General features: G+C 62.0%; 26 protein-coding genes and 1 tRNA gene. 14 read left to right on the forward strand and 13 right to left on the reverse strand.

The annotated features are described in order from the left end of the window. Nucleotides 1-141: 141 nt before the first annotated feature. From fdxA to nth, 5 genes are all read left to right on the forward strand, one after another. Nucleotides 142-465 (forward strand): ferredoxin FdxA, encoded by a 324-nt coding sequence (fdxA, locus tag ACP7D4_RS05050; protein WP_426105610.1) that lies wholly within the window; start codon nucleotides 142-144, stop codon nucleotides 463-465. Between the two features lie 87 nt (nucleotides 466-552). Further along, nucleotides 553-1,644: an NAD(P)/FAD-dependent oxidoreductase gene (locus tag ACP7D4_RS05055; protein ID WP_426105612.1), complete on the forward strand. Its 1,092-nt coding sequence runs from the start codon at nucleotides 553-555 to the stop codon at nucleotides 1,642-1,644. 257 nt (nucleotides 1,645-1,901) lie between these two features. Further along, nucleotides 1,902-3,137, forward strand: coding sequence for a polyhydroxyalkanoate depolymerase (locus ACP7D4_RS05060; protein ID WP_426105614.1), 1,236 nt, complete (start codon nucleotides 1,902-1,904; stop codon nucleotides 3,135-3,137). Between the two features lie 207 nt (nucleotides 3,138-3,344). Further along, nucleotides 3,345-4,010: an electron transport complex subunit RsxB gene (gene rsxB, locus ACP7D4_RS05065; RefSeq protein WP_426207988.1), complete on the forward strand. Its 666-nt coding sequence runs from the start codon at nucleotides 3,345-3,347 to the stop codon at nucleotides 4,008-4,010. After that, complete coding sequence (gene nth / locus ACP7D4_RS05070; protein WP_426207989.1) at nucleotides 4,007-4,654, forward strand: endonuclease III; 648 nt, start codon at nucleotides 4,007-4,009, stop codon at nucleotides 4,652-4,654. Before rsxB ends, nth begins: the two co-directional genes overlap by 4 nt. 23 nt (nucleotides 4,655-4,677) lie before the next feature. Here nth and ACP7D4_RS05075 read toward each other — a convergent pair whose 3' ends face one another. Next, on the reverse strand, nucleotides 4,678-5,373 hold the full coding sequence (locus ACP7D4_RS05075) for a hypothetical protein (protein ID WP_426207990.1): 696 nt from the start codon (nucleotides 5,371-5,373) through the stop codon (nucleotides 4,678-4,680). A gap of 379 nt (nucleotides 5,374-5,752) precedes the next feature. Then, nucleotides 5,753-6,127 (reverse strand): hypothetical protein, encoded by a 375-nt coding sequence (locus ACP7D4_RS05080; RefSeq protein ID WP_426207991.1) that lies wholly within the window; start codon nucleotides 6,125-6,127, stop codon nucleotides 5,753-5,755. Between the two features lie 124 nt (nucleotides 6,128-6,251). Between ACP7D4_RS05080 and ACP7D4_RS05085 the strand changes: the two genes are divergently transcribed. Beyond that, nucleotides 6,252-6,458, forward strand: coding sequence for a hypothetical protein (locus ACP7D4_RS05085; protein WP_426207992.1), 207 nt, complete (start codon nucleotides 6,252-6,254; stop codon nucleotides 6,456-6,458). A gap of 98 nt (nucleotides 6,459-6,556) precedes the next feature. Here ACP7D4_RS05085 and ACP7D4_RS05090 read toward each other — a convergent pair whose 3' ends face one another. From ACP7D4_RS05090 to ACP7D4_RS05120, 7 genes are all read right to left on the reverse strand, one after another. After that, nucleotides 6,557-7,639, reverse strand: coding sequence for a DUF4272 domain-containing protein (locus ACP7D4_RS05090; protein WP_426207993.1), 1,083 nt, complete (start codon nucleotides 7,637-7,639; stop codon nucleotides 6,557-6,559). 5 nt (nucleotides 7,640-7,644) lie between these two features. After that, nucleotides 7,645-8,763 carry a glutamate 5-kinase gene (gene proB, locus ACP7D4_RS05095; protein WP_426105621.1) on the reverse strand — a complete coding sequence of 373 codons (1,119 nt, stop codon included), beginning with the start codon at nucleotides 8,761-8,763 and terminating at the stop codon, nucleotides 7,645-7,647. Further along, on the reverse strand, nucleotides 8,760-9,173 hold the full coding sequence (locus ACP7D4_RS05100) for a DUF4345 family protein (RefSeq protein ID WP_426105622.1): 414 nt from the start codon (nucleotides 9,171-9,173) through the stop codon (nucleotides 8,760-8,762). The genes proB and ACP7D4_RS05100 overlap by 4 nt, the downstream gene beginning before the upstream one ends. Beyond that, a complete protein-coding gene (obgE, locus tag ACP7D4_RS05105; protein ID WP_426105623.1) occupies nucleotides 9,174-10,283 on the reverse strand; it encodes a GTPase ObgE in 1,110 nt (369 codons plus the stop codon). A gap of 114 nt (nucleotides 10,284-10,397) precedes the next feature. Next, entirely contained in the window at nucleotides 10,398-10,685 is a 288-nt protein-coding gene (rpmA, locus tag ACP7D4_RS05110; RefSeq protein WP_426105625.1) for a 50S ribosomal protein L27, read from the reverse strand. Nucleotides 10,686-10,737: 52 nt separating this feature from the next. After that, nucleotides 10,738-11,049 carry a 50S ribosomal protein L21 gene (rplU, locus tag ACP7D4_RS05115; RefSeq protein WP_038500602.1) on the reverse strand — a complete coding sequence of 104 codons (312 nt, stop codon included), beginning with the start codon at nucleotides 11,047-11,049 and terminating at the stop codon, nucleotides 10,738-10,740. Between the two features lie 134 nt (nucleotides 11,050-11,183). Continuing rightward, nucleotides 11,184-11,978 carry a substrate-binding periplasmic protein gene (locus ACP7D4_RS05120; RefSeq protein ID WP_426207994.1) on the reverse strand — a complete coding sequence of 265 codons (795 nt, stop codon included), beginning with the start codon at nucleotides 11,976-11,978 and terminating at the stop codon, nucleotides 11,184-11,186. A gap of 190 nt (nucleotides 11,979-12,168) precedes the next feature. Here ACP7D4_RS05120 and ispB point away from each other — a divergent pair, with 190 nt between their 5' ends. The 7 genes from ispB to ACP7D4_RS05155 all read left to right on the forward strand — a co-directional run bounded on the left by ispB (nucleotide 12,169) and on the right by ACP7D4_RS05155 (nucleotide 21,263). After that, nucleotides 12,169-13,158 (forward strand): octaprenyl diphosphate synthase, encoded by a 990-nt coding sequence (gene ispB / locus ACP7D4_RS05125; protein WP_426207995.1) that lies wholly within the window; start codon nucleotides 12,169-12,171, stop codon nucleotides 13,156-13,158. 96 nt (nucleotides 13,159-13,254) lie between these two features. Then, nucleotides 13,255-14,154, forward strand: a complete 900-nt coding sequence (locus ACP7D4_RS05130) for a hypothetical protein (RefSeq protein WP_426207996.1) — start codon at nucleotides 13,255-13,257, stop codon at nucleotides 14,152-14,154. 331 nt (nucleotides 14,155-14,485) lie between these two features. Next, complete coding sequence (locus ACP7D4_RS05135) at nucleotides 14,486-17,299, forward strand: AMP-binding protein (RefSeq protein ID WP_426207997.1); 2,814 nt, start codon at nucleotides 14,486-14,488, stop codon at nucleotides 17,297-17,299. Between the two features lie 13 nt (nucleotides 17,300-17,312). Further along, a complete protein-coding gene (locus ACP7D4_RS05140) occupies nucleotides 17,313-19,091 on the forward strand; it encodes an AMP-binding protein (RefSeq protein ID WP_426207998.1) in 1,779 nt (592 codons plus the stop codon). Nucleotides 19,092-19,233: 142 nt separating this feature from the next. Beyond that, on the forward strand, nucleotides 19,234-20,001 hold the full coding sequence (locus tag ACP7D4_RS05145) for a hypothetical protein (RefSeq protein ID WP_426207999.1): 768 nt from the start codon (nucleotides 19,234-19,236) through the stop codon (nucleotides 19,999-20,001). Then, nucleotides 20,001-21,113 (forward strand): MBOAT family O-acyltransferase, encoded by a 1,113-nt coding sequence (locus tag ACP7D4_RS05150; protein ID WP_426208000.1) that lies wholly within the window; start codon nucleotides 20,001-20,003, stop codon nucleotides 21,111-21,113. The genes ACP7D4_RS05145 and ACP7D4_RS05150 overlap by 1 nt, the downstream gene beginning before the upstream one ends. 9 nt (nucleotides 21,114-21,122) lie before the next feature. Then, nucleotides 21,123-21,263: a hypothetical protein gene (locus ACP7D4_RS05155; RefSeq protein WP_426208001.1), complete on the forward strand. Its 141-nt coding sequence runs from the start codon at nucleotides 21,123-21,125 to the stop codon at nucleotides 21,261-21,263. A gap of 71 nt (nucleotides 21,264-21,334) precedes the next feature. Here ACP7D4_RS05155 and ACP7D4_RS05160 read toward each other — a convergent pair whose 3' ends face one another. After that, nucleotides 21,335-22,480, reverse strand: a complete 1,146-nt coding sequence (locus ACP7D4_RS05160; RefSeq protein ID WP_426208002.1) for a hypothetical protein — start codon at nucleotides 22,478-22,480, stop codon at nucleotides 21,335-21,337. 242 nt (nucleotides 22,481-22,722) lie between these two features. Between ACP7D4_RS05160 and ACP7D4_RS05165 the strand changes: the two genes are divergently transcribed. Beyond that, nucleotides 22,723-22,799: transfer RNA gene (locus ACP7D4_RS05165), tRNA-Pro, on the forward strand. Nucleotides 22,800-22,985: 186 nt separating this feature from the next. On the opposite strand, the gene ACP7D4_RS05170 is transcribed toward ACP7D4_RS05165, so the two are convergent. The 3 genes from ACP7D4_RS05170 to ACP7D4_RS05180 form a co-directional block, all read right to left on the reverse strand. After that, a complete protein-coding gene (locus ACP7D4_RS05170) occupies nucleotides 22,986-24,158 on the reverse strand; it encodes a hypothetical protein (protein WP_426208003.1) in 1,173 nt (390 codons plus the stop codon). A 133-nt stretch (nucleotides 24,159-24,291) separates the two neighbouring features. Beyond that, nucleotides 24,292-24,972 carry a hypothetical protein gene (locus ACP7D4_RS05175; protein ID WP_426208004.1) on the reverse strand — a complete coding sequence of 227 codons (681 nt, stop codon included), beginning with the start codon at nucleotides 24,970-24,972 and terminating at the stop codon, nucleotides 24,292-24,294. Between the two features lie 302 nt (nucleotides 24,973-25,274). Continuing rightward, nucleotides 25,275-26,018, reverse strand: a complete 744-nt coding sequence (locus ACP7D4_RS05180) for a LytR/AlgR family response regulator transcription factor (RefSeq protein ID WP_426208005.1) — start codon at nucleotides 26,016-26,018, stop codon at nucleotides 25,275-25,277.

Here is a 26,018-nt window from a genome sequence, read left to right on the forward strand (position 1 = left end):
CGCGCGCATTTGCTTATGTGTATTGTGTCTAAGCCTAATTTGTGGGAACAGGCGAATTGCCTTAAAATACAGTGCTTTGCTTTAGCAGACGGCGGCGGTACGCACGTCGACGCGCAGCACCCCTCATTTGATAGGACTGTTATGACCCACGTTGTCACCGAATCGTGCATCAGCTGTCGTTACACCGATTGCGTCGATGTATGCCCGGTCGATTGTTTCCGGGAAGGCCCAAATTTCCTGACCATCGACCCGGACGAGTGCATCGATTGCGCCGTCTGCGTGGCCGAATGCCCCGTCAACGCCATCTTCGCCGAGGAAGATGTGCCGGCCGACCAGCAAGCTTTCATCAAGATCAACGTTGAACTGGCGCGCAACTGGCCGTCGATCACCAAGACCAAGGCGGCCTTGCCTGACGCCGAGCAGTGGAAAGACGTCAAGGACAAGCTCGGCCAGCTGGTCCGCTAGATTCTCCCGGCGCCGCCGCCCGGCGCGCCTGCGGGCGCTTGGGGCAACCGTGCCCGTATTACCGTTTAACACCTACAGGAAGTGCGCATGTCAACCACCCACGAAGCGGGCAGCATCGCTGCCAACAGTTCTTTTGCCGGCGCCATCGATACCGATGCCGTGATCATTGGCGCAGGCCCCGTCGGCCTGTTCCAGGTGTTCGAACTCGGCCTGCTCGAGATCAAGGCCCACATCATCGACTCGCTGCCGGCCGTTGGCGGCCAGTGCGTGGAACTGTATCCTGACAAGCCGATCTACGACATCCCCGCCGTGCCCGTATGCACCGGCCAGGAATTGACCGACAACCTGCTCAAGCAGATCGAGCCGTTCGAGCCGACCTTCCACCTGAACCAGGAAGTGACGCTCGTGCAGCGCCGCGAAGACAGCCGCTTCAATGTCGAAACCTCGGCCGGCACGCGCTTCATCACCAAGACCATCTTCATTGCCGCCGGCGTCGGTTCGTTCCAGGCGCGCACCATCAAGGTCGACGGCATCGACGTATTCGAAGGCTCGCAGCTGCATTACCGCGTCAAGGATCCGTCCCAGTTCGAGGGCAAGAACCTGATCATCTGCGGCGGCGGCGATTCGGCCCTCGACTGGGCCCTCAATTTCGTCGGCAAGGCCGAATCTGTTGTTTTGCTGCACCGCCGCGAAGATTTCCGCGCCGCGCCGGCCTCGGTCGCCAAGATGAAGGCAATGTGCGACGCTTACGAAATGCAATTGATCATCGGCCAAGTCACCGGTTTCGATACCAAGGATGACAAGTTGACGGAAGTAAAAGTCACCGGTGCGGACGGCGTCACGCGCCGCGTGCCGCTCGACATGCTGCTGGTGTTCTTTGGCCTGTCGCCGAAACTGGGCCCGATCGCCGACTGGGGCCTCGATATCGAGCGGCGCCAGCTCAAGGTGCAGAACACGGAAAAGTTCGAGACCAACGTGCCGGGCATTTTTGCCGTGGGCGACATCAACACCTATCCGGGCAAGAAGAAACTGATTCTGTCGGGCTTTCACGAGGCGGCGCTGGCCGCTTTCGGCGCGGCGCCGTACATCTTCCCGGATAAAAAGATCCACATGCAGTACACCACCACGTCGCCAAAACTGCACAAGATCCTCGGTGTCGAGAGTCCCGTATTTGACTGATATCGTTCAGTAACTCGCACGCAACAATGCCCCGTCCAGCCGGGGCATTTTCAATTTGCGTTAGGTAGCTCATAAACGCACTGCACCATTTTGTGTTAAAACTGCTTATCGATCACGGTTTGCTTACGCGAAATTTACAGAATGTTCAATTTCTCTCAAGCACCCAGAATTGCAAACCCGCCGCCCAAATAGCCTATAATTAATCTGCGTACCCTGCAAACGATTGCAGACGTGTCGATTATCTTGAAGGAATATGTATGCTTTACCAACTGCACGAGATGCAACGCTCATTCCTAACGCCGCTGATGCAGTGGGCTGACGCTTCATCCAAATTATTCACGAATCCGGTCTCGCCGCTGGCACACACGCCCTTTGCGCAGCGCATCGCCGCCGGATACGAACTGATGTACCGCCTGGGCAAGGATTACGAAAAGCCAGCCTTTGACATCCGCGACACCACGATCAACGGCGACACCGTCGGCATCCTGGAACAAGTGGTTGTCGAACGCGCTTTTTGCCGGCTGCTGCACTTTAAAAAAGACTTGACCGACAAGCAGTATGCCAAGCTGCAGCAACCAAAAGTGCTGTTGGTGGCGCCGCTGTCGGGCCACCACTCGACGCTGCTGCGCGACACGGTGCGCTCGCTGCTGACCGACCATGACGTGTACATCACCGACTGGACCGATGCGCGCATGGTGCCGCTGTCAGAAGGCGCTTTCCACCTGGACGACTATATCTACTACGTGCAGGATTTCATTCGCCTGCTGGCACCCGATCTGCATGTCATTTCCGTGTGCCAGCCGACGGTGCCGGTACTGGCCGCGATCTCGCTGATGGCCACGGCCAAGGATCCGCAACTGCCCAAGACGATGACGATGATGGGCGGCCCGATCGACCCGCGCAAGTCGCCGACCGCAGTCAACGACCTGGCCATTGAAAAGCCGTTTTCGTGGTTCGAAAACACCGTCATCTACGCGGTGCCGTCGAACTATCCGGCCTACGGACGGCGCGTCTATCCGGGCTTTTTGCAGCACGCCGGTTTCATTGCCATGAATCCGGGGCGGCACGCGCAAAGCCACCGCGAGTTCTACATGCACCTGGTGACGGGCGACGACGATCCTGCGGAAGGCCATCGCCGCTTCTACGACGAGTACAACGCCGTGCTCGACATGCCGGCCGAGTACTACCTCGACACCATCAAGACCGTGTTCCAGGAATTCAGCCTGCCGATGGGCACCTGGGTCGTGGGCGGCAACCTGGTGCGTCCGCAAGACATCACCACGGTCGCGCTGTTTACGGTCGAAGGCGAACTCGATGATATTTCGGGCGCCGGCCAGACCCAGGCGGCGCATGATTTGTGTTCGGGCATTCCAGCCAACATGCAGCAGGATTTTGTGGCGCCTGGCTGCGGCCACTACGGCATTTTTTCCGGTCGCCGCTGGCGCGATGTGATTTGCCCAAAAATTGGCGCCTTCATCAAGGAACATGGCTGATCGTCATTCGCTTGAAAGAAAATGCCGCCGCGACGCGGCATTTTTTTCGCCCATACGCATGGGCAAAACCGTAGGGCGGATAAGCGATAGCGCAATCTGCCATGGGCCGACGGCGGCGCGTGGCGGATTGCGCCGTCGCTTATCGGCCCTACATGTACGCCGGCGCCCAGACGACTATAATGACGCTTTGCTACCCACTCGCGCGCCGTGATCAAAACCCTCGCCGACCAGGTCGAAGACCTCCTCCCGCAAACCCAGTGCACCAAGTGCGGGTACGCGGGCTGCCGCCCCTATGCGCAAGCGATTGCCGACGGCACGGCCGACATCAACCAGTGCCCCCCGGGCGGCCTGGAAGGCGTGGCCAGCCTGGCTGGCCTGCTGGGCAGAACGACCATTCCGATCAACCCGGTCAACGGCATTGAACGCCCGCGTCCGGTCGCCTTTATCGACGAAGCGCTGTGCATCGGCTGCACGCTGTGCATCCAGGCCTGCCCGGTGGACGCCATCCTGGGCGCGGCCAAGCAAATGCACACGATTTTGCCCAGCCTGTGCACCGGCTGCGACCTGTGCGTGGCGCCCTGCCCGGTCGACTGCATCTCGATGATGCCGGTCACGGGCGAGCGCACCGGCTGGGACGCCTGGACCCAGCCGCAGGCCGACGCGGCCCGCGCGCGGCATGACTTCCGCACGCTGCGCCTGCAGCGCGAACGCGACGAAAACGATGCGCGCCTGGCCGCCAAAGCCGTCGCCAAGATGAAGGAAGTCACCGCCTCGGAAGCGAACACGCCGGAACAACTGGCCGAAAAAGAACGCAAGCGCGCCATCATCGCAGCGGCCATGGAACGCGCGCGCCAGAAAGCGGCAGGCCAATGAATCCCGCAAAACGGCAAGCCATCTTCGAGCGCCTGCGCGCAGCGAACCCGAATCCAAAAACCGAACTCGAATACAGCACGCCGTTCGAACTGTTAATTGCCGTGCTGCTGTCGGCGCAAGCCACCGATGTGGGCGTGAACAAGGCCACGCGCAAGCTGTACCCGGTGGCCAATACGCCGGCGGCTATTTTGGCACTGGGCATCGACGAACTCAAGTCGTTCATCCAGACCATCGGCCTGTACCCGACCAAGGCCAAGAACGTGATGGCCACCTGCCAGATTCTGGTCGACCAGTACGGCGGCGAAGTGCCGCGCACGCGCGAGGCGCTCGAATCACTGCCCGGCGTGGGCCGCAAGACGGCCAACGTGGTGCTCAATACCGCCTTTGGCGAACTGGCGATGGCGGTCGATACGCACATCTTCCGCGTCTCGAACCGGACCCGGATCGCGCCCGGCAAAGACGTGATCGAAGTTGAAAACAAGCTGATGAAGTTCGTGCCCAAAGCGTTTTTGCTGGACGCGCATCACTGGCTGATCCTACACGGCCGCTACACCTGCATTGCGCGCAAGCCGCTGTGCTGGAACTGCATCATCGCCGACCTGTGCGAGTACAAGGACAAGACGCCGGCACCAGACGGCGTATAGTCGATCGCCTTGCCGGCGGCCACTTAATACCAGAGCATGTGCGACGTGATCCGGTCGTTCCAGCCGTGAGGCACCAGATTTGGCACCCATGAATTGCCTGGTACCCAGAGCGTATTGGTGAAATCGCCGTAATCCAGATTGGGCGCATCAAAGAAGACAACAAAACGGGCGCTGACCGTAATATCCATGCTCGAGACGACGTCGTTCGCGTTCTTCCAACCCCACCACAGAAATCCGCAAGCCCATAGATTGCTATAGTCTCCCACTGTATGGTTGTCCTGCTCTAACAGCCGCCAGCTGCACCCGTCAAAATCGATATGTTCATACAGTTCCATGTAGCCGCCGTCGGGTGGAACTGCTGTTTCTGCTGATTTCGCTGTTTTCACCGCTTCAGCGCTCGTCGCTGCTAGCTTGCTTCGCTGTTGCTCACGGCGGCTGAGCGCGTACGCGGATGGTTTTCTCTGCGGTATGGATCGAGCAAACTCTTCCGCCTGGATTTTGCTCGTAAATAAATTCAACATCTTGCCGTCAATCGCGTCATGATCGACGACCGTGTGCAACGCTGTGCCGGTCAGGTCACGCACATCGGTTGGGTCGGCGTTTTGCTGATCGATCATGACTGGCATGCGTGGAACCTTGTGAACCTTCGGACTCTTGCAATCGCAAGCGCGGCTGCCGGACGAGAAGGGCATTAGCATGGTGTTCATGGAATTCATCATTTCATTCTCCTTAGATTCAGTGAGGCGTCAAACTGCGTCGTCGTCCCGGACACGTGATACCGCTATCCAGCGTACGGGCGCTGGCGAGCGGCGTATGCGGTTGAATCAAAGGGAGAGGTTCTGCGGCGTAGACACTGAACCATGCCATGATTTAATAATGGAACTTATCGCAAGCACACAAACGGTTTCACATCTCCTTGTGCGTCCGCGTCACTATCCGCATCGCAGGCATTTTTGGACGCAGCGTCGCTACCTCCTGGAAGCGCGACGGCTGCGCCTTGGTGAGCTTAGCGGCGCACTGCCTCGGCCACGACCTTGCCTTCCTCGCGCACCGTAAGCGAGCGCCCGCGGCCGGCCGGGTCGCGCCCGAACGTCATCGTCAGCGGGCGATCGCTGACAAAAATTCGTTCTTGTCCGCTGCCTTGAGCACGAACACCGACGGCCCGCTGGCAACCGACAGGCGCTTTCCGTCGCGCCGAACGTCCATGAAAGCGCCGTCTTTTTCGACATAGTGCCCGGCCAGCTGGTCCAGTTGCGCCGCGCTGATGCTCGCTTCGGCGCGCAGCGACTCCTGGCGCGCAGGCCCATGGTCAAAACTGAGCACGCGCGACACTTTCCATTGGCCGCCCTCCAGCAACAGCATGTGGGTGAACCGCGCCTGGCCGGTCAGCACTTCCTTGCCGCCCTTGGGTATTTCGTAAAAGCGGTGCTCGCCCGAGACGACCGCGCCGTACAGCCTGGCGCCGTCGCGCATCGGAAAAAAGACGCATGCTCTCGGGGACCGCTTCACGCCGCACGCGCACGCCGGGGCGCCCGCAAATGTTCTTCCCGACCGATTCGGAAAAGATGGCCTTTCCCTTCGAGATGCCGCCCACATCATGGTAAAACTCGAGGTCGTCGGTGTTCATGGCGGTCAGCTTTTCAATCTCGCACTCGTTGAATGCCTTCCAGTACTGGGTGTCGAACTGGCGCACGTCGACTTCCCACGCGTTCGACTGCTGGGCGAAGGCCGCGCACGGCAAGACAAGCAGGGACAGGACGGCAGCGCTAGCGTGCTTTTTCATGTGGGGCCCGGGGTGGATTGATCGAAACGGGACAATACACGAGGCGCGGCGCAATGGCACGGGCGAAGGGACTGGCGGCAGTGCGGACAGCTTGAACGGCAATTGGCGGCGACGAACGGTCAGGTCGGCGTGTCGACCTGGTCCCAGGGTGCGTGCTGGAAGCGCACCAGCCAGTTGAGCGCGCGGTGGCGTTCAATGACGACGTCCGCATCGAGTCCGGCGGGGGCAACGCCGTTTTTCAGGCGCGACTGGCGGATATGCCAGTGCAGGCGGTAATGCAGGTCGAGCGCATCGAGGATCTCGGCGGCCGGGCGCAGGTGCGGCCCGCGCATCTCGATCAGCGTTGCCACCACGTTGGCGGGATCGGCCGGCGCAGTTGGATATGGCAGCTCAGCGACCAGGCCAAGCGCCCATTCCAGCAGGTACAGGCTTTCGTAACGCCAGATGAACTGGGCGCAATCGGCCTGCGCTGGCGCTTCCTGGTCCAGGAAGGCCTGCTCCTGGGGCGAGAGCGCGTCGTCCACCAGGGGCATTTTGGCAAGCAGCGTCTCGACCGGCATCGCCTCGCCAGAGGCGACCGACTCGGCGCGCAGCGCAACGAGCAGCAAGGCGCGCGCACGCTCGACTGTCTCGTCCCGGCTGCGCAATGCCAGTTCGGCTTCGCACACAAGGGGCGGCAGCGTGACGGGCACGTCAACGCCGCGCGCGGCGAGCATGGCAACGGTGGCGTCCTTGCGCGCCAGCGCCTGCTCGGGATACGGCAGCCGAGCCTGCGGATCGGCCTTGCCGTCGTCCACGCCGACCAGCACGCGCCCTTGCGGGTCGGTGACGCTGCCGTCCGGCCCGATCAGCAGCGCATTGGCTTGCGCGGCCCATGCATAAAACGCCGCCAGACCATCAACGCTCACGCTGATGCTCAGGTGATGCTGCACCCGCTGCAGGTGCAAAATCACGTGGTATTTGTCGCGTGACATCTCGCCGTCGCCGCGGCTCAATACATAGCCGCAAAAATCGTTCAGGTCGGCCAGCAGCGCCGGATCGGACAAATCGAAGCGCTCGTGCAGCGTGTGCGCAAAAACAGGCTGCGCGATCTCGAGCCGCGTGCAGTATGCATTCAACAGGATCGTCTCGCCCACCGGCGCCGGGACTGGCGCCGGCGAGCTGCCCTTGCGCGCGAACAGCGCCTTGAATCGCTCGATCATGTTGCTCACACCAGGACCAGATTATCACGATGGATCAGCTCAGGACCCTCCAGGAAACCGAGCAATGCTTCGATCTCGGACGAAGGCCGGCGCATGATGCGGCGCGCCTCCGTGCTGGTGTAGTTGCTGATGCCGCGCGCAATGGCGCTGCCGTCTTCGGCCAGGCAGGTGATGACGGCGCCGCGCCCGAATTCACCCTTCACTTCGATCACGCCGATCGGCAGCAGCGACTTGCCTTCGCGCGTGAGCTTGGCCACGGCGCCCGCATCAAGCACCACCTTGCCGGCGGTATGCAGGTGATCCGACATCCACTGCTTGCGTGCCGTCAGGCGCCCGGTTTGCGCAAGGAGCTGGGTGCCGATCGCTTCGCCGGCGGCCAGGCGCGTGAGCACATCGCTGTCGCGGCCCCAGGCGATGATGGTGTGCGCGCCGGAACCGGCCGCGCGGCGCGCCGCCAGGATCTTGGTCAGCATACCGCCGCGCCCGATGCTGCTGCCGGCGCCGCCGGCCATCGCTTCGAGCGCCGGGTCGCCCGCCTTGCCCTGGGCGATCAGCACCGCGTTCGGATCCTTGCGCGGGTCGGCCGAAAACAGGCCGTGCTGGTCGGTCAGGATGATCAGGGCATCGGCCTCGATCAGGTTGGCCACCAGCGCGCCGAGCGTGTCATTGTCACCGAACTTGATTTCATCGGTGACGACGGTATCGTTCTCGTTGATGATGGGGACCACTTTCAGGCGCAGCAGCGTGGTCAGCGTCGAGCGCGCGTTCAGGTAGCGTTCGCGGTCGGCCAGGTCGGCGTGCGTGAGCAGCACTTGCGCCGTGCCCAGGCCATGCGCGCGAAAGCTCGACTCGTAAATTTGCGCCAGCCCCATCTGTCCGACGGCGGCGCAGGCCTGCAGTTCGTGGATGTCGGTGGGGCGCTTTTCAAAGCCCAGGCGCAGCATGCCTTCGGCAATCGCGCCGGAGCTGACCAGCACCACTTCCTTGCCGAGCGCGCGCAGCGCGGCGATCTGGCATGCCCAGCGCGCGATGGCGCCGTGATCGAGCCCGCGCCCGTCGTTGGTGACGAGCGAGGAGCCTACTTTGATGATGATGCGGTTGGCTGTTTGTATGACGGATTTCATCGGCGGGTCGGAGTCGGCGTGGGCGGGCGCAAGGCGAGCAGCGCGACGCCGCACAGCACTTCGAGCCCGCAAAGGACGAGTAAAAATCCCTGTGGCAGACCGATGGCAAAGGCCGCGATGAAGCGGCCGACCGGCTGCGCCAGGACGAACAAAGCTGTGATATCGCCGAGCAGTGGCTGGTCGCCGTGCCTTGCCGCCAACAGCGCCAGGGCCGCGGTAGCGAGCCTGACGCCGACGTACATGGCGTAAAACTGGCTGTAGCCGTTTACGCCAACGAGTAACATGCCCAGGCCCGTCGCGATGCGGTCCGGGTCCAGCAGCGCCCACAGGGCGGCCAGCGAACAGACGAGCGCAACGACCTTGAGCAGCGTGGCGCGCTCTACGGTCCTGGACTTTGAAACAAACAACACTTAATCGAGGATCTTGAAGCGCGGATCGTCCGGATCGATCGACGCAATGCCGCGTGCTTCTTCGGTCATCTGCGTTTCTTCGGCGCGGTGTTCGCTTTGCTTCTTGGCCTCGAGGTGCTGGTAAATCGCGTTGACCAGTTCAGGACAACCCTGGTGGTTCAGCGCCGAGATCTCGAACACGGGACCCTTCCAGGCCATGCGCTTGACGAAATCCTTGACCAGCTTTTTGCGGTCTTCTTCCGGCACCACGTCGAGCTTGTTGAGCACGAACCAGCGCGGCTTGTCGACCAGCGACTCGTCGTACTTTTCCAGCTCTTTAATGAGCGCCTTGGCTTCCTTGACCGGATCGACGTTGGTCTCGAACGGCGCCATGTCGACGATGTGCAGCAGCAGGCCGGTGCGCTGCAGGTGGCGCAGGAACTGGTGCCCGAGGCCCGCGCCTTCGGAGGCGCCTTCGATCAGGCCGGGAATGTCGGCGATCACAAAGCTTTTTTCGTGCGAAACGCGCACCACGCCCAGGTTCGGGTGCAGCGTGGTGAACGGGTAGTCGGCGATCTTCGGCTTGGCGTTCGACACGGCCGTAATAAATGTCGACTTGCCGGCGTTGGGCATGCCCAACAGGCCAACGTCGGCGAGCACTTTGAGCTCCAAACGCAGTTCGCGCCGCTCGCCTTCCTTGCCCTCGCCCTTTTGGCGCGGTGCGCGGTTGGTCGAGGACTTGAAGTGGATGTTGCCCCAGCCGCCCTCGCCGCCCTTGGCCAGCAGTTCGGTCTGGCCGTGTTCGGTCAGGTCGGCGATGATCTCGCCGTTGTTGTTATCGACGATCAGCGTTCCCACCGGCATGCGCATGAAAATGTCGTCCGCGCCCTTGCCATAGCAATCAGCGCCGCGGCCAGGTTCGCCGTCTTTGCCCTTGTGCATTTTGGAGTAGCGGAAATCCACCAGCGTATTGATGTTGCGGTCTGCAACTGCCCAGATGGACGCGCCCTTGCCGCCATCGCCACCGTCCGGTCCGCCAAATGGGCGGAACTTCTCGCGACAGAACGAGGCGCAGCCATTGCCGCCGTCGCCGGCGATGACTTCGATTTTTGCTTCGTCGATAAACTTCATATTTTTGCCGCCATAAAACTAAAAAGGCTCTACCTTGGGGAGAGCCTTTCGATTGAAGGCTCGCGCCTTACAAATGCGCGCCATGACGGCGCGCTTTACAACTGAACTGCCAACTTACGCTGCTGCTACCACTGCTGCTGGCGCTTCGTTCGGGATCACGGTGACGAATTGCTTCGAACCGGCACCCTTGACAACGAACTTGACCTTGCCGTCGACCAGCGCGAACAAGGTGTGATCCTTGCCCAGGCCGACGTTTTCGCCTGCGCGCACCGGAGTGCCGCGCTGACGGATGATGATGCCGCCGGCATTGATCGCCTGGCCGCCGTAGACCTTAACGCCAAGGCGCTTTGATTCTGAGTCGCGGCCGTTGCGCGTTGTGCCGCCGCCTTTTTTGTGTGCCATTTGTTACTCCTGATAGCTGGTTAACCGGACGAGATACGTCGGGCAACGGCAATTAGCCGTTAATCGATACGATTTGGATTTCGGTGAAATTCTGACGATGGCCTTGGTGTTTCTGGTAGTGCTTACGACGACGCATCTTGAAAATCTTCACTTTATCGTGACGACCGTGTGCCACAACAGTGACCAGTACCGTTGCACCTTCGACCAATGGCGCACCAAACTTAATGGTGTCGCCCGCTCCTACTGCGAGTACTTGATCGATGGTGATTTCGGAACCAATGTCTGCCGGTATCTGTTCTACTTTAAGTTTTTCGCCAGCGACAACTTTATACTGCTTGCCACCGGTTTTTATGACCGCATACATGATATGAAACCTCATCAAATGTTAAAAGATTTCCCTGGCCTAAGCCGGGGGAACCGCAGATTATACATGGATTGTTTTTTTTCGTCAAAAGGTAAGCACAGCGCCGCTGGTTCGTGGTATGTCGACAACTTGACTCACTGGCCGCCGTAAGAGCGGCGGATCCGCTCGAGCACGCCGCGCCGCTGCAGGCGGACAATGGCGGCGTCAATCCGCTCGACGTCGGCCTGGGGCACGGTGGCACGGTTGAACATCAAATGCACGGGGGCCTGCACCACCCAGAACGGGAGCGGCTGGACCTGGACGCCCGCGCGCACAGCGGCGTGCTCGACTGCGGCAGCGTCGCCCAGCATGAGACTGACGCGACCGGCAGCGAGCATGTGGATGCCCTGCGCAAAGTCGCCAAAGCGCGACAGGCGCCCGGCGCCGCGCAAGGCAGCGGCCTCGCGCTCGAACACCGGGCCGTACCAGCCGGCGCGCGGCGCCACCAGCGATACGGGCGCGGCCAAAAAGTCGGGAAAGCTGCGAATGGCGCGAAAGTGCTCGGCCTGCTGGGCCAGCGCAAACAGGCCGATCGTCTCGTCCCGGTAGGGTTGACTGAAATGGGCCAGTTTCAGCCGCTCTGGCGTGCGCGAGGCGCCCGACATCAGGTCGATGTCACCTTGTTCGAACAGGGTCATGTTGCGCGTGGCGGGCTTGTAGTCCAGCTCGATCAACTGGCAGTCAGCCTCCTTGAAGATGGCGCGCACCATGTCGGCATCGATTCCGGTGAAATGCATGGCGGCATCGTAATACGCATACGGTTCCCAGCGCCCGGTAGCCATGCTGATCGAGCGGCTGCAAGATTGCGCCTGCGCCACGGCGGGCCACGCAAGGGCCAGCGCCGCCAGGACCAGGCCCAACTCCTTGCATCGTCGCATCATCCACACCATTGCACTCTCCATTCTGCCAGCATAAAGGGCAATCGGCCGGCACGAGCGCCCATCCGGCCCCAAGGGCGCTTTTGTTGCATGGCCGGATTGTCGCGATTGCAACGTTTTCACGCCTTGCAAGTTGCAAACACGGCGGCGTCGCGGGCCATGTCGTATAATCTCCGCACCCAACGTCTATTGCAGGTTCGCCTTGTCCGCCGCCATCCTTACCGCCCCACAAAATAATATCGCCCACTCGATCGCCGCCGACATGGCTGCGGTCAACACGGTGATCCGCGAGCGCCTGCATTCCGAGGTCAGCCTTGTGAACCAGATCGCCGAGTACATCATCAGTGCCGGCGGCAAGCGGATTCGTCCGGTCTTGGTGCTGCTGGTGGCCAACGCGTATGGCTACCAAGGCACGGCGCACCATGAGCTGGCGGCGGTGGTTGAATTCATCCACACCGCCACGCTGCTGCACGACGACGTCGTCGACGAATCGTCGATGCGGCGCGGGCGCCAGACGGCCAACGCGCTGTTCGGCAATGCCGCCTCGGTGCTGGTGGGCGACTTTTTATATTCGCGCGCCTTCCAGATGATGGTGGGTTTGAACAATATGCGCGTTATGCAAATTCTGTCGGACGCCACCAACGTGATCGCCGAAGGCGAAGTGCTGCAGTTACTGAACATGCACGATCCGGACGTCAGCCAGGAAAGTTATTTGCGGGTGATCCGCTCCAAGACGGCCAAGCTGTTCGAAGCGGCCGCTGAACTGGGCGCGCTCATTTCCGGCGCCAGCGACGCCGACATTTTGGCCGCTGGCGATTATGGCCGTTCGCTGGGTACGGCGTTCCAGTTGATCGACGACGTGCTCGACTATGCGGGCGACGCCACTGAAATCGGCAAGAACGTGGGCGACGACCTGCGCGAAGGCAAGCCGACGTTGCCCCTGATCTACCTGATGGAAAACGGCACGCCGGAACAGCGCGAGCTGGTGCGCGACTGCATCGAGCAGGGCGACGAGCAGCATTTCGACGCCATCCTGGCGGCCATTACCAGCAGCGGCGCGCTCGACTTTACGCGGCGCGCGGCCGAAGTGGCCGCCAAGCGGGCCTCGGACGCCATCGCCGGCTTGCCGGACAGCGTATACAAACAAAGCTTGCTGCAGCTGTGCACGTTTGCGGTCGACCGCAACCATTAACAGACACCCTTCGCGCCGCCCAATCTCGGCCGCGCTGGCGACGATTCCAAACTTCATTGAAGCACGGCCGCAATCGCGATGACCGGGTTTCACCTGATGCTCACTACGGACAAAGTTGACGCCATCGCTGCGGCACTGCGCACCATTATCGCGCGCGACTATGGTGCGCGCGGGCTCCACGACATTGGCCCCTTGCAGGTCGTGGCAGGTAAGGATGCCGTTGGCGACGATGACTATGGCAGGAACGGTATCGTCACGGTCTCGGGGAACGGCATTGTGTTTTGGCAGCGGATAGAACACGACAGGGGGCCGTATTCGATCCTGCGCGTGCCAATTGACGGCCTTGCCGGCTTTATGAGCGTGGTGATGTGGCCGCGCCTGATAAAAGCGTGGGATGCACACCGGCTGATGGCCGACAACGCCTGGACCGGGCAAGAACGCGCCGCGATCGATGCCTGGGAATTGGCGAAGGCGCGACTGCGGCGCCTGATTCACCGGGATCATCTTGAGCGCATGGCGCCCCATCCGCAATTGCGCGATTTTTATCTGGCAGTGCACAGCCGCGATGCGCCCGCGCTGCGGCGCTACGCGGGGGAACTTCCAGGCCACGTGGCGCAAATCGATGGCGCGCAAATCCAGACCCTGGCCCAGGCCCAGGCCATCCAGGATGGCGATCGCGAGCTTACGCTCTCGCAGGAAAGCTTCCTGGTCTTTCGCGCAATGTTCATAGCCGTCATGGAGAACGGCGACTACGATTACCGGAGCGACGAGCAGGGTGCCAGTTTGAACGAGGTAATGGAACAGAGCACCGCCGTCTTTCGCGCGGCGCAGCGGCGCTATTCGGCGCAGTTCCTGGCATTATGTTTATCCCCGCAGCTGCTCGGCATTCGGGCGCTGCATTTCGCCGGCATGCCGGAGGGTGAATGCGCCGCCTATTGCGCCCTGATGTCGGACTTCGTCGATGCGAAGCTGGCGACCTACGAGCAGCCGTCATAGTGCCGCTAGCTGCAGCGCCTCAAAACAGGCGGCTGTGGCGGCTGACCGCGCAGCGATACACAGGCGGTTCACGCGGTCAAGGCACAACCGGACATTAGTCCGCTTCCAAACAAGCATGGTTTCCGCCATTCCGGCGCATAAGCAACTTGCGCTTTCCTCAGCCATCGAAGCTTGTGACGGACGGCCACCGAACGCGGACCACCCAAGCCCTGGATCCAGCCGCCCTCACCGGGACCACGCGACTGGACAGAAATAAATTAGGCCGTATCATGCACAACCTCCTTGGCACAATTACCGATCGGCATACGCCGCGCCGCTCCCCACCTTCATGTTGAAATCCACGCTAGAGCTACTTGCCTGTCCTGCCTGCCGGGTTGCCCTGCACACGGGATCGGCGCAGCATTCCGGCAGCCGCCTGATGTCGGGCGTGCTGTCGTGCCCGCATTGTGCGCTCCAGGTCCCCGTGACAGAAGGCTTCGCCTTGTTCACTTGCACGGCGCCAGGCACGCTCCCGGAATCAGCCAAGGAACAACTCGGTGCGTCGGCCGCCTACCGGTCCTTCGTGCACCAGCGCCACACGCGGCGCCTGCCCGACCGCTACGCCGCGTTCCAGCCGTTTAACGAGTCGACGCGCGCCTTTTACGCCCTGCTCGACCTGATTCGTCCGCGCTTGAAGCCCGGCGACGCGATCCTCGACACCTGGGGCCGCACCGGATGGAGCGGCGAAATGCTGGCGGCGGCGTTTCCAGAGCAACACATCGTTTCCATTTGGGAGGGCAATTTTGACGTGCTGGGCTATGCGGGCTATGCCCACTGGCTGCCGGCCGCGCGCCGCGCGCCCAATCACGACGTCATCTTCGTCGCGCCGGGCGGCGGCTTGCCTTTCCTCGATCACGCATTTGCGCTGGTGCACGGCCTGGACTCGCTGCACCGCTATGCGGCGTCGATGTTCGCCGGCGAAGTCTTGCGCGTGGCGCGCGCGGACGGCGTGATCGTGTTCCCTCATGTGCATTTGTCGAACAGCGAGCCAACACCTTTTTTCGAACGCGGCGGCAATATCGTGCCTGGCCGCAGCTACCAGCAACGCTTTGAGCAGGCCGCCGCACGGGCCGGGCGCAGCGTGGTGGTGATGGCCGAAGCGGTGCTGTTTGCCGGCGGCGAGCGTCTGCGCTCGGACCCCGAGACGCCCCACTACAACGCGCTGGTGGCGCTGGTGCCGCCCGCCTTCGACGGCGCGCCGCTGCGCAGCGCCAATCTGGATCTGTGCCTGCCGCACGCGCGGGCGGTCTTCAATCCCTTGCTGCGCGTCGATAGCCTCGATGGCAGCGCGGCGCCCGATCCGCATGCGTTCGGCGGCCTGACAGAAGAGTTGTTGCTGCGCCACCCCTGCTACGCCCAGCGCCTGGCCGCACTGGGGATGCAGCGGCTCGACGCTACGCAACTGCGCATCCTGTTCCAGTTGAGCCAGCTGCTGACGCTGGAAGAAACCGCGCAGCGCCTCGCTATGCCGTTCGAGACCGTGGCGCTGCTGGTCGGGCGCATGGTGACCCAGGAAATGCTGCAAGTGGCGCCGCTGAGCGGCGCGATGCATCAGCTGCAGTCGTACTACAGCGACCAGATCGTGCGGCCCCTGCCGCGCGAAAGCAACTTTGAATATCTGTGGCGCTTGCTGCCGGACTTGTACGGCGACAAGCCGTTGCTCGTTTCCGGTGCTGACGACAGCGCGTTCGGCTGGGACGAGGTCCAGCTGCTGGTGCCGGCGCTGCAGCGCGGCTTGCTCGCGCTCGGCGTCAAGGCGGGCGACCGGGTGGCCATGCTGAGCGCGCCACATCCGGAAGCCATGCTGCTGACCTGGGCAATCTGGCGCAATGGCAGCGTGCTGGTGCCGCTGCGCAAAGAACTGGCCGAGAACCCGACCGAGCTGACCGAACTGCTGCAACGCATCGCGCCGGCCTTGGTGATACTGGACCGTCCGCGCGCCGCCGCTGCCGCCTTGTCCGCCGCTCCGATACTGCTGCTCGACGATTGTGCCGGCGACGCCGGCGACGCGCTGCCCGGCGAGCCGCAACTGGCTCACTTGCTGCCCGACTGGCTGGACCTGCCGGCCGCCGCCACCCCGGCCGTTGCCCCGGACGCTCCTGCCGTCATTCTGTTCACGTCCGGCAGCACGGGCCGGCCGAAAGGGGTAGTGCTGAGCCAGCGGGCGCTGCTGCTTAGTGGTCAACTGGCCGCTACCGAATTTGGCTGGCACGACAAGGACGTCCTGCTGTCCCTGGGCGAGCAGCACACCATGAGCGGCTTGCGCAACCCGGCGCTGGCGGCCCTGTTTGCAGGCGCCACCGTCTACCTGCCGAGCGCGGCCCAGCGCGCGCATCCGGGCGCGACCTTGCAGGCAGCCGCCGAACACGGCGTCACGCTGCTCGCTGCCGGCCCGGCCTGGCTGGCGCTGCTGGACCGGCTGGCGCCGCACCTGACTTGCCATCCAAGCGCGCTGCGCCAGATCGTCACGACCGGCGCCACCTTGCCGTCGGCGCTGCACGCTGCATTCTGCGCGCGCATGCGGGTGCAGATCGTCGATTATTTCGGGCTCACCGAAACCGGCGGCCTGTGCCTCGTGTTCGAGCACGACGGCGGTGCAACGGCGTGCGGCCGACCCGCTGGCGCGCTGCTGCAAATTTGCGACAGCGACGATCAACCGGTCGCCCCCGGCATCGCCGGGCAATTACGGGTGCACAGCAATCAGTTACTGAGCGCCTATTGGGGCGACCAGGCCGGCAGCGCCCTGCGCGGCGGCTGGTTTTATACGGGCGACATCGCCAGCCACGACGGCCAAGGCCGGATCGTGCTGCTGGGAAGGCGCGACGACCAGCTGAAAAACGAATTTGGCGAAGTGGTCCACCCGGCCCCGCTCGAGCGCCTGCTGGCCGGCCACCCGCACGTGCGCGAGGCCGCGCTGGTGCAAGGGCCGCACGGGCTGGTCAGCCTGCTCGTCACCGACGCCGGGTTCGACCTGCCCGACTTTGCCAACTGGTGCCGCAGCCGCAGCGCCGGCACCTACCTGCCGCGCGCCGTGGTCCAGGTTGCGGCGTTGCCACAGACGGCGGCGGGAAAACTGGACCGGCGCCGCCTTGCAGCACTTCTTTAACAACAGGAATCTCATGTTTCAACCACGCCCGACAGCCTTGCAATTTCTGTGCGGCCCCCACCCGCTGACCTACGCCGCGCTGGAACAGGCAATTGCCCAGGTTGCCGCCCACTTGCTGGCGCGCGAACTGGGTGGCAAGCGGGTCCTGTTCGCAGTGGCCGACGACCACCATGCGGCGCCGCTGCTGCTCGGCTGCATGCGCGCGGGGGCGCTGCCGCTGTTGCTCGATCCCGGCACGCCGGCCCTGCAAGTAGGTGCCATCCTGGCCGCGCACGCCATCGACGGCATGATCGCCGACGCCGCCCTGATCGAACGCTGGGCCGGCCAGCCTCTGCCCGCAAAGCAACTGCGCGTGACCGCCGGCGCCGGCAAGGGCATGCTGCTCAACAAGCTGCTGGGACGGCGCGCACCGGCCGACCTGGACAGTTGGCCTGGCTTGCTGGCCGGACCCAAGGAACCGGTGTTGCCGCCGCCGCAACAGCATGGCAGCGCCTATGTCGTGTTCACTTCCGGCAGCACGGCGCGCCCGAAGGGGGTCGAGATGAGCTGGCCGGCCCTGCACAGCCACCTCGATACCATCGAGCGCCAGTACGCGCTGCAAGATGATGCCCGCCTGATGAACCTGATGCCACTGTCGCATGCAGACGGCCTGGTGCAAGGCTTGCTGCTGTGCTACCGGCGCGGCATCACGCTGGTGCGCCCGGCGCCGTTTTCCATCCCGGCAATTGAACGCATCCTGATCGCCCTGTACCGTGATCGGGTCAGCCACCTGGTGGCGGCGCCAACCGCGCTGGCGCTGCTGCAGCACTACGGCAGCCATCTGGCGGAAAATTTTGCGACCGAGCATTTTCGCTTCGCCATTTCCTGCAGCGCGCCCCTGAGCAGCGCCGTCTGGAATGGCTTTAGCGACACCTTCAAGGTCAAGCTGATCAACACCTATGGATTGAGCGAAACGGGGAGCTGCGGCCTGTACGCGGGCCCGGATGAGGCCAGCCACAAGATCGGCAGCGTGGGCATGCCGCGTGACATGGCCGCGAAGATCCTGCGCAGCGATGGCAGCGAAGCGGGCAGTGACGAGGATGGCGAACTGTGCCTTCAAGGCGCCAATCTGATGCAGGGCTATCTGGACGATCCGCAAGCGAGCGCGAAAGTGCTGATCGACGGCTGGCTGCACACGGGCGACCAGGCCCGGCGCGACGCCGACGGTATTTACTGGATCGTGGGACGGATCAAGGACTTGATCATTTGCGGTGGCTACAACTTGTCGCCGGAAGCGATCAACAGCGTGCTGATGCTGCATCCGGCTGTGCTCGAAGCGGCCGCGCTCGGCGTGCCCGATGCGCTGTGGGGCGAAATTCCGGTCGCGTGCGTCGTCTTGCGCCCCGGCATGCATGCCGACAGCGTGCAGCTGCTGGCCCATTGCGCGCTGCACCTGGGCGTGCATGAATTGCCGAAGAAAATACAGTTCGTCAGCCAGTTGCCGCGCACGCCATCGGGCAAGGTGATGCTGGGGCAGCTGCAGCAGGCGCTGCACCAGGAAAGCCGGCCGGACGCGGGCGGCGACCTGCAGGCGCAAATTTTCGCGCTGGCCGCCGGCTTGTTCAACCTGGCGCCGGGTCAGCTGCGGCCCGATTCGGGACCGTCGAATACGCCCGGCTGGGATTCGCTGGCGCACATCAATTTTGTCATTGGCCTGGAAAGCATGTTCGACATCCGCCTGCAGCCGTCCGATGTGGTGCGCATGGAAAGCATGGATGCGACCGTGGCGCTGGTCAAGCGGCTGCGCGCCTGAGATGCGACAGGCCCCTCCTTTGTACGTGTGGGTCGCCGCCGGCGCGCTGGCGCTGGGCATTATCGCCATCGCGTTCCTGCGTCACGCCTCGCTAAACGTCCCGCACGATCCATTGGCGAGCGCCGCCTTGGCAAGGCAGCTGTTGACGGCGCCACGCGCGGCCGGGGAAATCCGGGTATTGGGGCTGGGCTCCTCGCTGCTATGGGCAGCCACACCGCCGGGGCAATTCGACCAGCAATACAAGCAAAGAGGGTTGCACTGGATGCGCCTGATCAAGACAGATGTTGGCCTTGGCGCACTGGGGCCAAGTTTGACGGAAATCGAACACGCACCGCCGGACATTCTGGTGATCGAAAAAAATTTGTTTTTTCTGGATCCGGGCAGGACACGCAACGACGAGGTGACGATCGAAATCAAGGGAACGCTCAAAGCCGGCTTGGCCAAACTGGCTCCCGGAGTATTGCCGCCGCAACCGGTGCAGCAGCAAGAGGCGTTGCCAATGGCAGCGCAGCATTATGCGCTGCCATGCGCGCCGCAGCCTGCGCCGCTTAGCCCGCTACAGCGCGCCCAGTATTTCCGCGGCTCGCAGCTCGCCTACGCCCAGGCGCAGATCGACCCAGCATTGGTCGCCGGCCTGCTGCGCCTGGCGCGGCGTGGCGTCCGTATCATGATTCTGGACATTCCGCGCCATGCAGATCTGGAGCAGAGCACGGCCAGCGTAAAAGAACACTGGTTTGCCCGCCTTCGCCAAGCCCTGCCGCCCGGCCCCGCGCTGAGCTATCACACGGCACCCTCGCACCGGCAAACCGATTTGTATTGCGACGGCGCACACCTGAGTGCCGCCGGCAGTCGCTTGTTCGGCCGCTGGTGGCTGGACGAACTGGCTACCAGCATGAAAGATGCACCCTGATGGTCTGGCTGACCAGCTTTGGATTGCTCTTCATGGCGGGTACCATCTTGCTGTACTGGAGTGTAGCGGCTGCTTGGCGGCCCGCTGTACTGAGTGCTGCCGGCGCGGCGCTGGTGGCACACGACGGCTGGTCCAGCCTGCTCGCCTGGAGCGCGCTGGTCGCGTGGCTGGCCGTGCTGTGCGGCCCGCGCTGGCAGCGCGCCGCCCTGGTCAAAAACATCGGCCTGGCCGGCTTGCTGCTCGGGTTCGGACTATATCAGTATGCCAAGGCTTGGCACGGGATGGCTGCCTACCTGGGGTTCGCATTCGTCAGTCTGAAGGCCTGGCATATGCTTGCCGAGCACGGCGAGGGCGCATCCAGCCAGGGGCGCATGCCAAGTTCGCTGGCCTACCTGCTCTTCCCGGCCACGATCGCGGTCGGCCCGGTGCAGCGTTTTGACGCTTTCAGACTCGAATTGATGCGCGCGCGATGGGCCAGCCAGGACGCATCGCGCGCATTGGAACGCATGCTGTATGGCTATTGCAAGGTGGTTTTGCTCGCCAACTACCTGCTGGCCCGCAATCTCAACGCTCTGCAAGGATTCACCGGCGACCCCTGGTGCGAAACTTACCTGGGGCTGGTGGCCTATGGCCTGGACCTGTACTGGCAATTTTCCGGCTATTGCGATATCGCGATCGGGTTTGCAGCCTTGCTGGGCATACGGGTGCCGGAAAACTTCCGCTTCCCGTTCGCGGCGCGCAGCCTGCCCGACTTTTGGCGGCGCTGGCATATCACGGTGTCCGAATGGTGCCGCGATTTCGTGTTCCGGCCGGTGCTTGCGCGCAGCCATCAATATTTGCTGGCGAGCCTGTGCGGCATGATGGTGCTCGGCCTGTGGCACGAACTGTCGCCGCGCTACCTGCTGTGGGGCGCCTTTCACGGGCTCGGCCTGGGCATCGCCCACCTGTGGTCCAAGCACGCCCCTTTCGCGGCAAAGTTACGCGATTACAAGGCATGGCGCATTACGTGCTGGTGGTTAACGCTGCAATTTGTGATCGTCAGCTTTGCCTTCACCTCCACCGACTCGCTGGCTGACGCTGTCGGGCAAATCCGCATCCTGGCGGGATTTTAAAGGGACATCATGCGCATCTATGCAATGCTGCGGCGGTGGCTGCCCGCGCCGCTTGCCAATCTGGTGATGGTGCTGTGGTATGGCGCCTTGCTGCTCGCACTCTGGCTGGCGCCCGCGGTCGGTTTGGGGTTTCGCTACGGGCAAATATAGCGGGCGATCACCCTCTTGCGAATCGAACAGCCCGTATCAACGTCGTCCGCGATAGGGCCGCCTTGCAACGCCTAAGGTTTCGCGATGGTCTGGAGCAGCAAGACCTTGTCAGCCTTCCTGGAGACCACATGCAAGGCCCCATCGATGGGATAGCTGAAGACCGGCTCGCCTACGATACCCGCCACGCCGGTTTCAAGCCCTGTTTTCCTGCTGAACGCCATCAGCCGGGCCCCTTGCCCCGCCTTGGCGCAGCTCGCGCGCACCGCATACACCACCTCGGCCGAGGCACTCATCGACGTCACCTTGCATGCACTGCTCTTGAACGTCAGCGCCGGCGCCAACTTGCCGTCAGCGCCGACCACGGTCAGCGTGGACACGCCGCGGGCGTCAGCGAGCGAGACGACCTCGTCGGCCGGGGAGATGGCCGTGGCAACGTCTTGCGCGTGTCCTGTTTGCGCCTGCGGCCGGACGCTGAACTGGTATTTGTCGCCAACGATCTTCGATACCGCGTAATCGTTGACTGCTGCGGTATCGGCCGCGGTGGCTGGTAAAAAGCTGCCGCCCAATAGCGCGCTTTTCGCCGCCAACTTTACCGTGGAACCATTCATGAAAGCGCCAGTGGCCAACTTGCTGTAGGTAGCTTTTTTCAGCGCGGTATCGAGCCTGGCGAAATAGATCGCGTTCAATTGGCTGGCGCCCTTTCGATCATTGACCATGCCAACCACCGTCAATGCGCTGGCGTCGCGGTCGAGGTCGAGGTCGTAGACAAACGCATTGCGCCCTCCGACCAGCAATTCTTTCTTGCCGAGTAGTTTGCCGTGCTGATCGAACTTGTAGACGTAGGCCAGCGTCTGGCTCAGCGACGGCGAGGAATTGGTTTGCACGTTTCCCGCCACGTAAGTGAATGTGCCGTCCGAACGGCAGGCGGCAAAACCGAGCATGTAGCCCTCTTCGGGAGCATCGATGGTTTGCTGCCATACCACCTGATTTTTATCAGTGTTAAAGAGAATGATCTTGCCCCGCGTTTGCAGGTCACCGTCGGGATCCATTGTTTCGCCGGCCAGACAAATACGGCCTGCACCGGCCCGGCTGATCTGGGAAATGAAGGTGGCGATGTCGGGCGGACTCAGTGCAACCGGCGCGCCATGGGCCTGTGCAAGTACGCTGCCGGAAAGGAAGAAGAACCATACGAGACGAGGGAAAGTTTTTGGATGCATAGGCTTGTCGTGAATGTCCATTTGGTACGAATGCCCATTTTACTAAGGATTAAGATTGCAGGGATAGCATGAATACCGCGCGGAGTAGCGAGGCTATGGTGCAGTCGATAGCGGCGCTGCGGAAAAAACTGTCTGCTCCACAAATCCTACTGGCATGATGTAGAGAGAGTTTGAGGCGTCCCATGGCCGTGACGCGCGACCGTTGAAGGCGGCGGAAATATCTGCTGTAATGATTCTTTCGTCAGGGTGTGGCTCAGCCTGGTAGAGCGCTGCGTTCGGGACGCAGAGGCCGGAGGTTCGAATCCTCTCACCCCGACCAAGTGGAGCGTTTCGCACGGCCCAACAGGCGCTCGGGGAATCGCGGCAAGGCGTCAGAATAGCGTTACCGCTGTTGAGTGTGCGCCGGCTCCACATTCCAGGAAAGAAAACGGTTGTTCAGAGTTTGCGAAGACACTCTGGCCGCTGGTCCGGCATCAAGTAAAGCGGCGCAGCCTCCGGGGCCGGTTCACTTCAGGTTGCGGCTGCTGTTGGCAAGCATGCGCGCTTGAAAGTCCGCCATGCGACGGGCGACGTCCGTGCACGCCGCAGCCGGGATCTGGCCCTTGACGTCCAAAGGGTAGAAGGGGTAACGGTCCGTGAAAGCGCCCTTGACGCCGTTCTGGCAAGCGTAGGAGACCATGCCTTCCAGAATAATGTAGCGGCTAATCATGTCCGACACCTTCGGTGCAACGCACGTGCCGCCGCTGTCGGCAACCTTGATTTCGTCTAGCGTCTTGGCGCTCATCAAGGTCTTCAGACTGATCGGAACGGTCGTATCGAAGCTGCCATTAACCCAGGCTCCGACGTTGACGGCCGCACCAGCGCCATCAATGGCTGCCAGCGGGTAGCTGTTTTCGCCAGCCGCTGCAAGGACACGCCACACTTGATTCTGTGGCAAGTCATACATGATGCCGAAGCGCTCGATTCCCATCAATAGCTCGCCCATGGTCAGTGACTGAAACTGGCTATAGCCCTTGTCGGTGGCGATGCTTCCTTTCAGTACATTCAGGTACACCGAGGTGTCATCCTCCAATGCGAGGTTGGCGACGTCGAGCTGCAGTGTGCGAGCCATCCCGAACTTGAAGGCGTCCACCAGCGTCGACCCGGTCTTGGCCTTGTAGGCCATGATATGGCTTGCGATATCGCTGACTGGACTGATCTGCAGGTGATTGTAAGCCGTGGTGACGAACGGCGCTGTCAGCGCCATCGACTCGACCGGATGGTGACTGTTGTCTTCTCGACGAACGATTTTTCCGCCACGCGAAACCAGGCGCACCCATGAAGTTGGCGCAGACGACAGCGTCAAAGTGAAGACACCACCCACATCGGAGGTGGTTGGCGCGCTCAGCACGGTGCTGGAACTACCGTCAGGATTGACCAGGTAGGCGGTCACGACGCCGTACGGATTGGTCATGCCGGACAAGGTCGTGGTTGCAGTGCCAGGGGCAACGCCGCCGGTGAGTGGATTGGTGAGTGGATTGGTGAGTGGATTGGAGAGTGGCTTGGCGATGGGTGCGGATGCAGGCGGTGGTGCAACCACCACCGAAGGGGGCGTGCTCGGGCCAGTGCTGCCGCCTCCGCCACATGCGCTCAAGAGAGCCGCCGCCGACAGCGTAAAGATATAAATTAATTTTTTCATCATAGTCACCTTGGTATCCTGGTTATGCCTTCAATTCGTCCTTAGCACTTGACACTCTCAAGTCTGGGAGCGCAGTTCATTGGCGGTCGCAAACGCGCTGGCAACCGCCGGACTTGACGGGGGCGGTACTCGCTCAGTTCTTGCCGAAGAGGATGCCGGTTGGAAGTTCAGTGAGTTCCGGCTGGCCTTCGAGGCGCACACTCTTGGCGCCAGTCGCCTTTTCAATGGCGCGGACGGTATCGAGAATCGTCTTGTTGACCCACTGTTCCGGTGTGCCGACCAGCGAATTGGCGATGGTGCGTGAAATCTGGTACACGCCGCCTTCAGTCTTTTTGAACACCGCATAGGTGTTGAGGCGGTAGCCGGCCTGATACTTATACAGGCAGCTGTACAGCGTCAAATTGCTGGAGCCGGCGATAGTGCGCTGCGCGCGCGACGTCCAGACCGCGTCATCGCATCGCGCAGCCTTGATGCTCACGCCGCCGTTCTGCATCGCAGCCATTTGCATCATGGCGCCGATTCCCGTGTTAGAGCCCGCCAGCTTCGCACCTATGTCGTCGATAACAAAACGACCCGGTTCGACAGGAACCGTCTTGCCCATCTGCAGCGGCAACGTTTGATTCAGGTCGCTTGTATTTTGTGCCAGCCCGTCAGCTGCGGCCTTGGTCAACACGTTCGTGCCAGCCATCGTTTTAATATCGAAAATATGGTACATCTCGACAGTCGTATTGCGGTTTGCTAAGTAGCTATTGCCCGTGGCGCAACCGGTGAGTGCGGCGACGACCGGAAGAATGCAGAGCGCAATTTTTTTCATGAGTACCCTTTTGGTCAGTTGAGATTGCCAAGCAGCAATTTGCCTGCACAAGAAGCATCCTATTGCCAACAGAAGCGTCGCGCCATTGTCGTGCGACGAGCCGATGGATTTCCGGAACGGATGAAGGAAAAATTGGCATTGGGCATCATTTTTTTCTACCTGATGCAGCTTTGGGTGGGATGGGGACGCGATCTCATCGGCCCATATCATTGGCCTTGACGTGACGGATGCGTACGCGGCAATAATGGCGGCATTGGCGTCGGCAGATGACTCAGGCGATCAATTGGAGACTGCCAGCCCGATTACAGCTGACGAAATGCTGCCTGATAGCCGACACTGACATTCAAGCGTTCATCGCGGTCCCGGAGCCGAACCTCCATGTGGCCATCGGCGCGGTAGATCGACTCGACGCGACGCAGGTTGACGATTGCGCCGCGGTTCACCTGGATGAAGTCGTCCGGATTGAGTTCGCCCATCAGGTCCTTGATAGGCTTGCGAATCAGTGCCTCGGCATGGGCCGTGACGACCCGCGTATACTTTGCATCGGCCTGAAAAAAATAAATTTCATCCGTGGTAATCAGGCGCAGAAGGCTGCCGACCGAGGCTTGAATCCAGCGCAGATATTTCGGTTCGGCTTTTGGCGGTGCAAGCGCCTCCCACACGGCAGTCGGGACGGGCGCTTGGTCACGGCCAAGCGTGCCCTTCAAGCGCTCTATCGTCTGCATAAGCCGGCCGCGATGCAAGGGCTTGACCAGATAGTCTACGGCGCCGAGGTCGAACGCCTCAAGCGCATGCTGGTTGTACGCCGTCAGGAACACGACGGCGGTCTTGCCTTGGATGACCTTGGCGACTTCCAGTCCGGTCAACTGCGGCATATTGATGTCGAGAAAAACCAGGTCGGGTGCGCGCTCCTGAATTGCGCGCAGCGTACTGATGCCATCGCTGGTTTCAGCAAGAATGTCCAGTTCTGGCCAAAGCACCGATAAGGCCTCATGAAGTTCCGCACGAAGAATCGGCTCATCTTCTGCGAGGATTACTGTTGGCAT

The sequence above is a fragment of the Massilia sp. TWP1-3-3 genome (assembly GCF_049897805.1).
GTDB lineage: Bacteria > Pseudomonadota > Gammaproteobacteria > Burkholderiales > Burkholderiaceae_D > Telluria_A.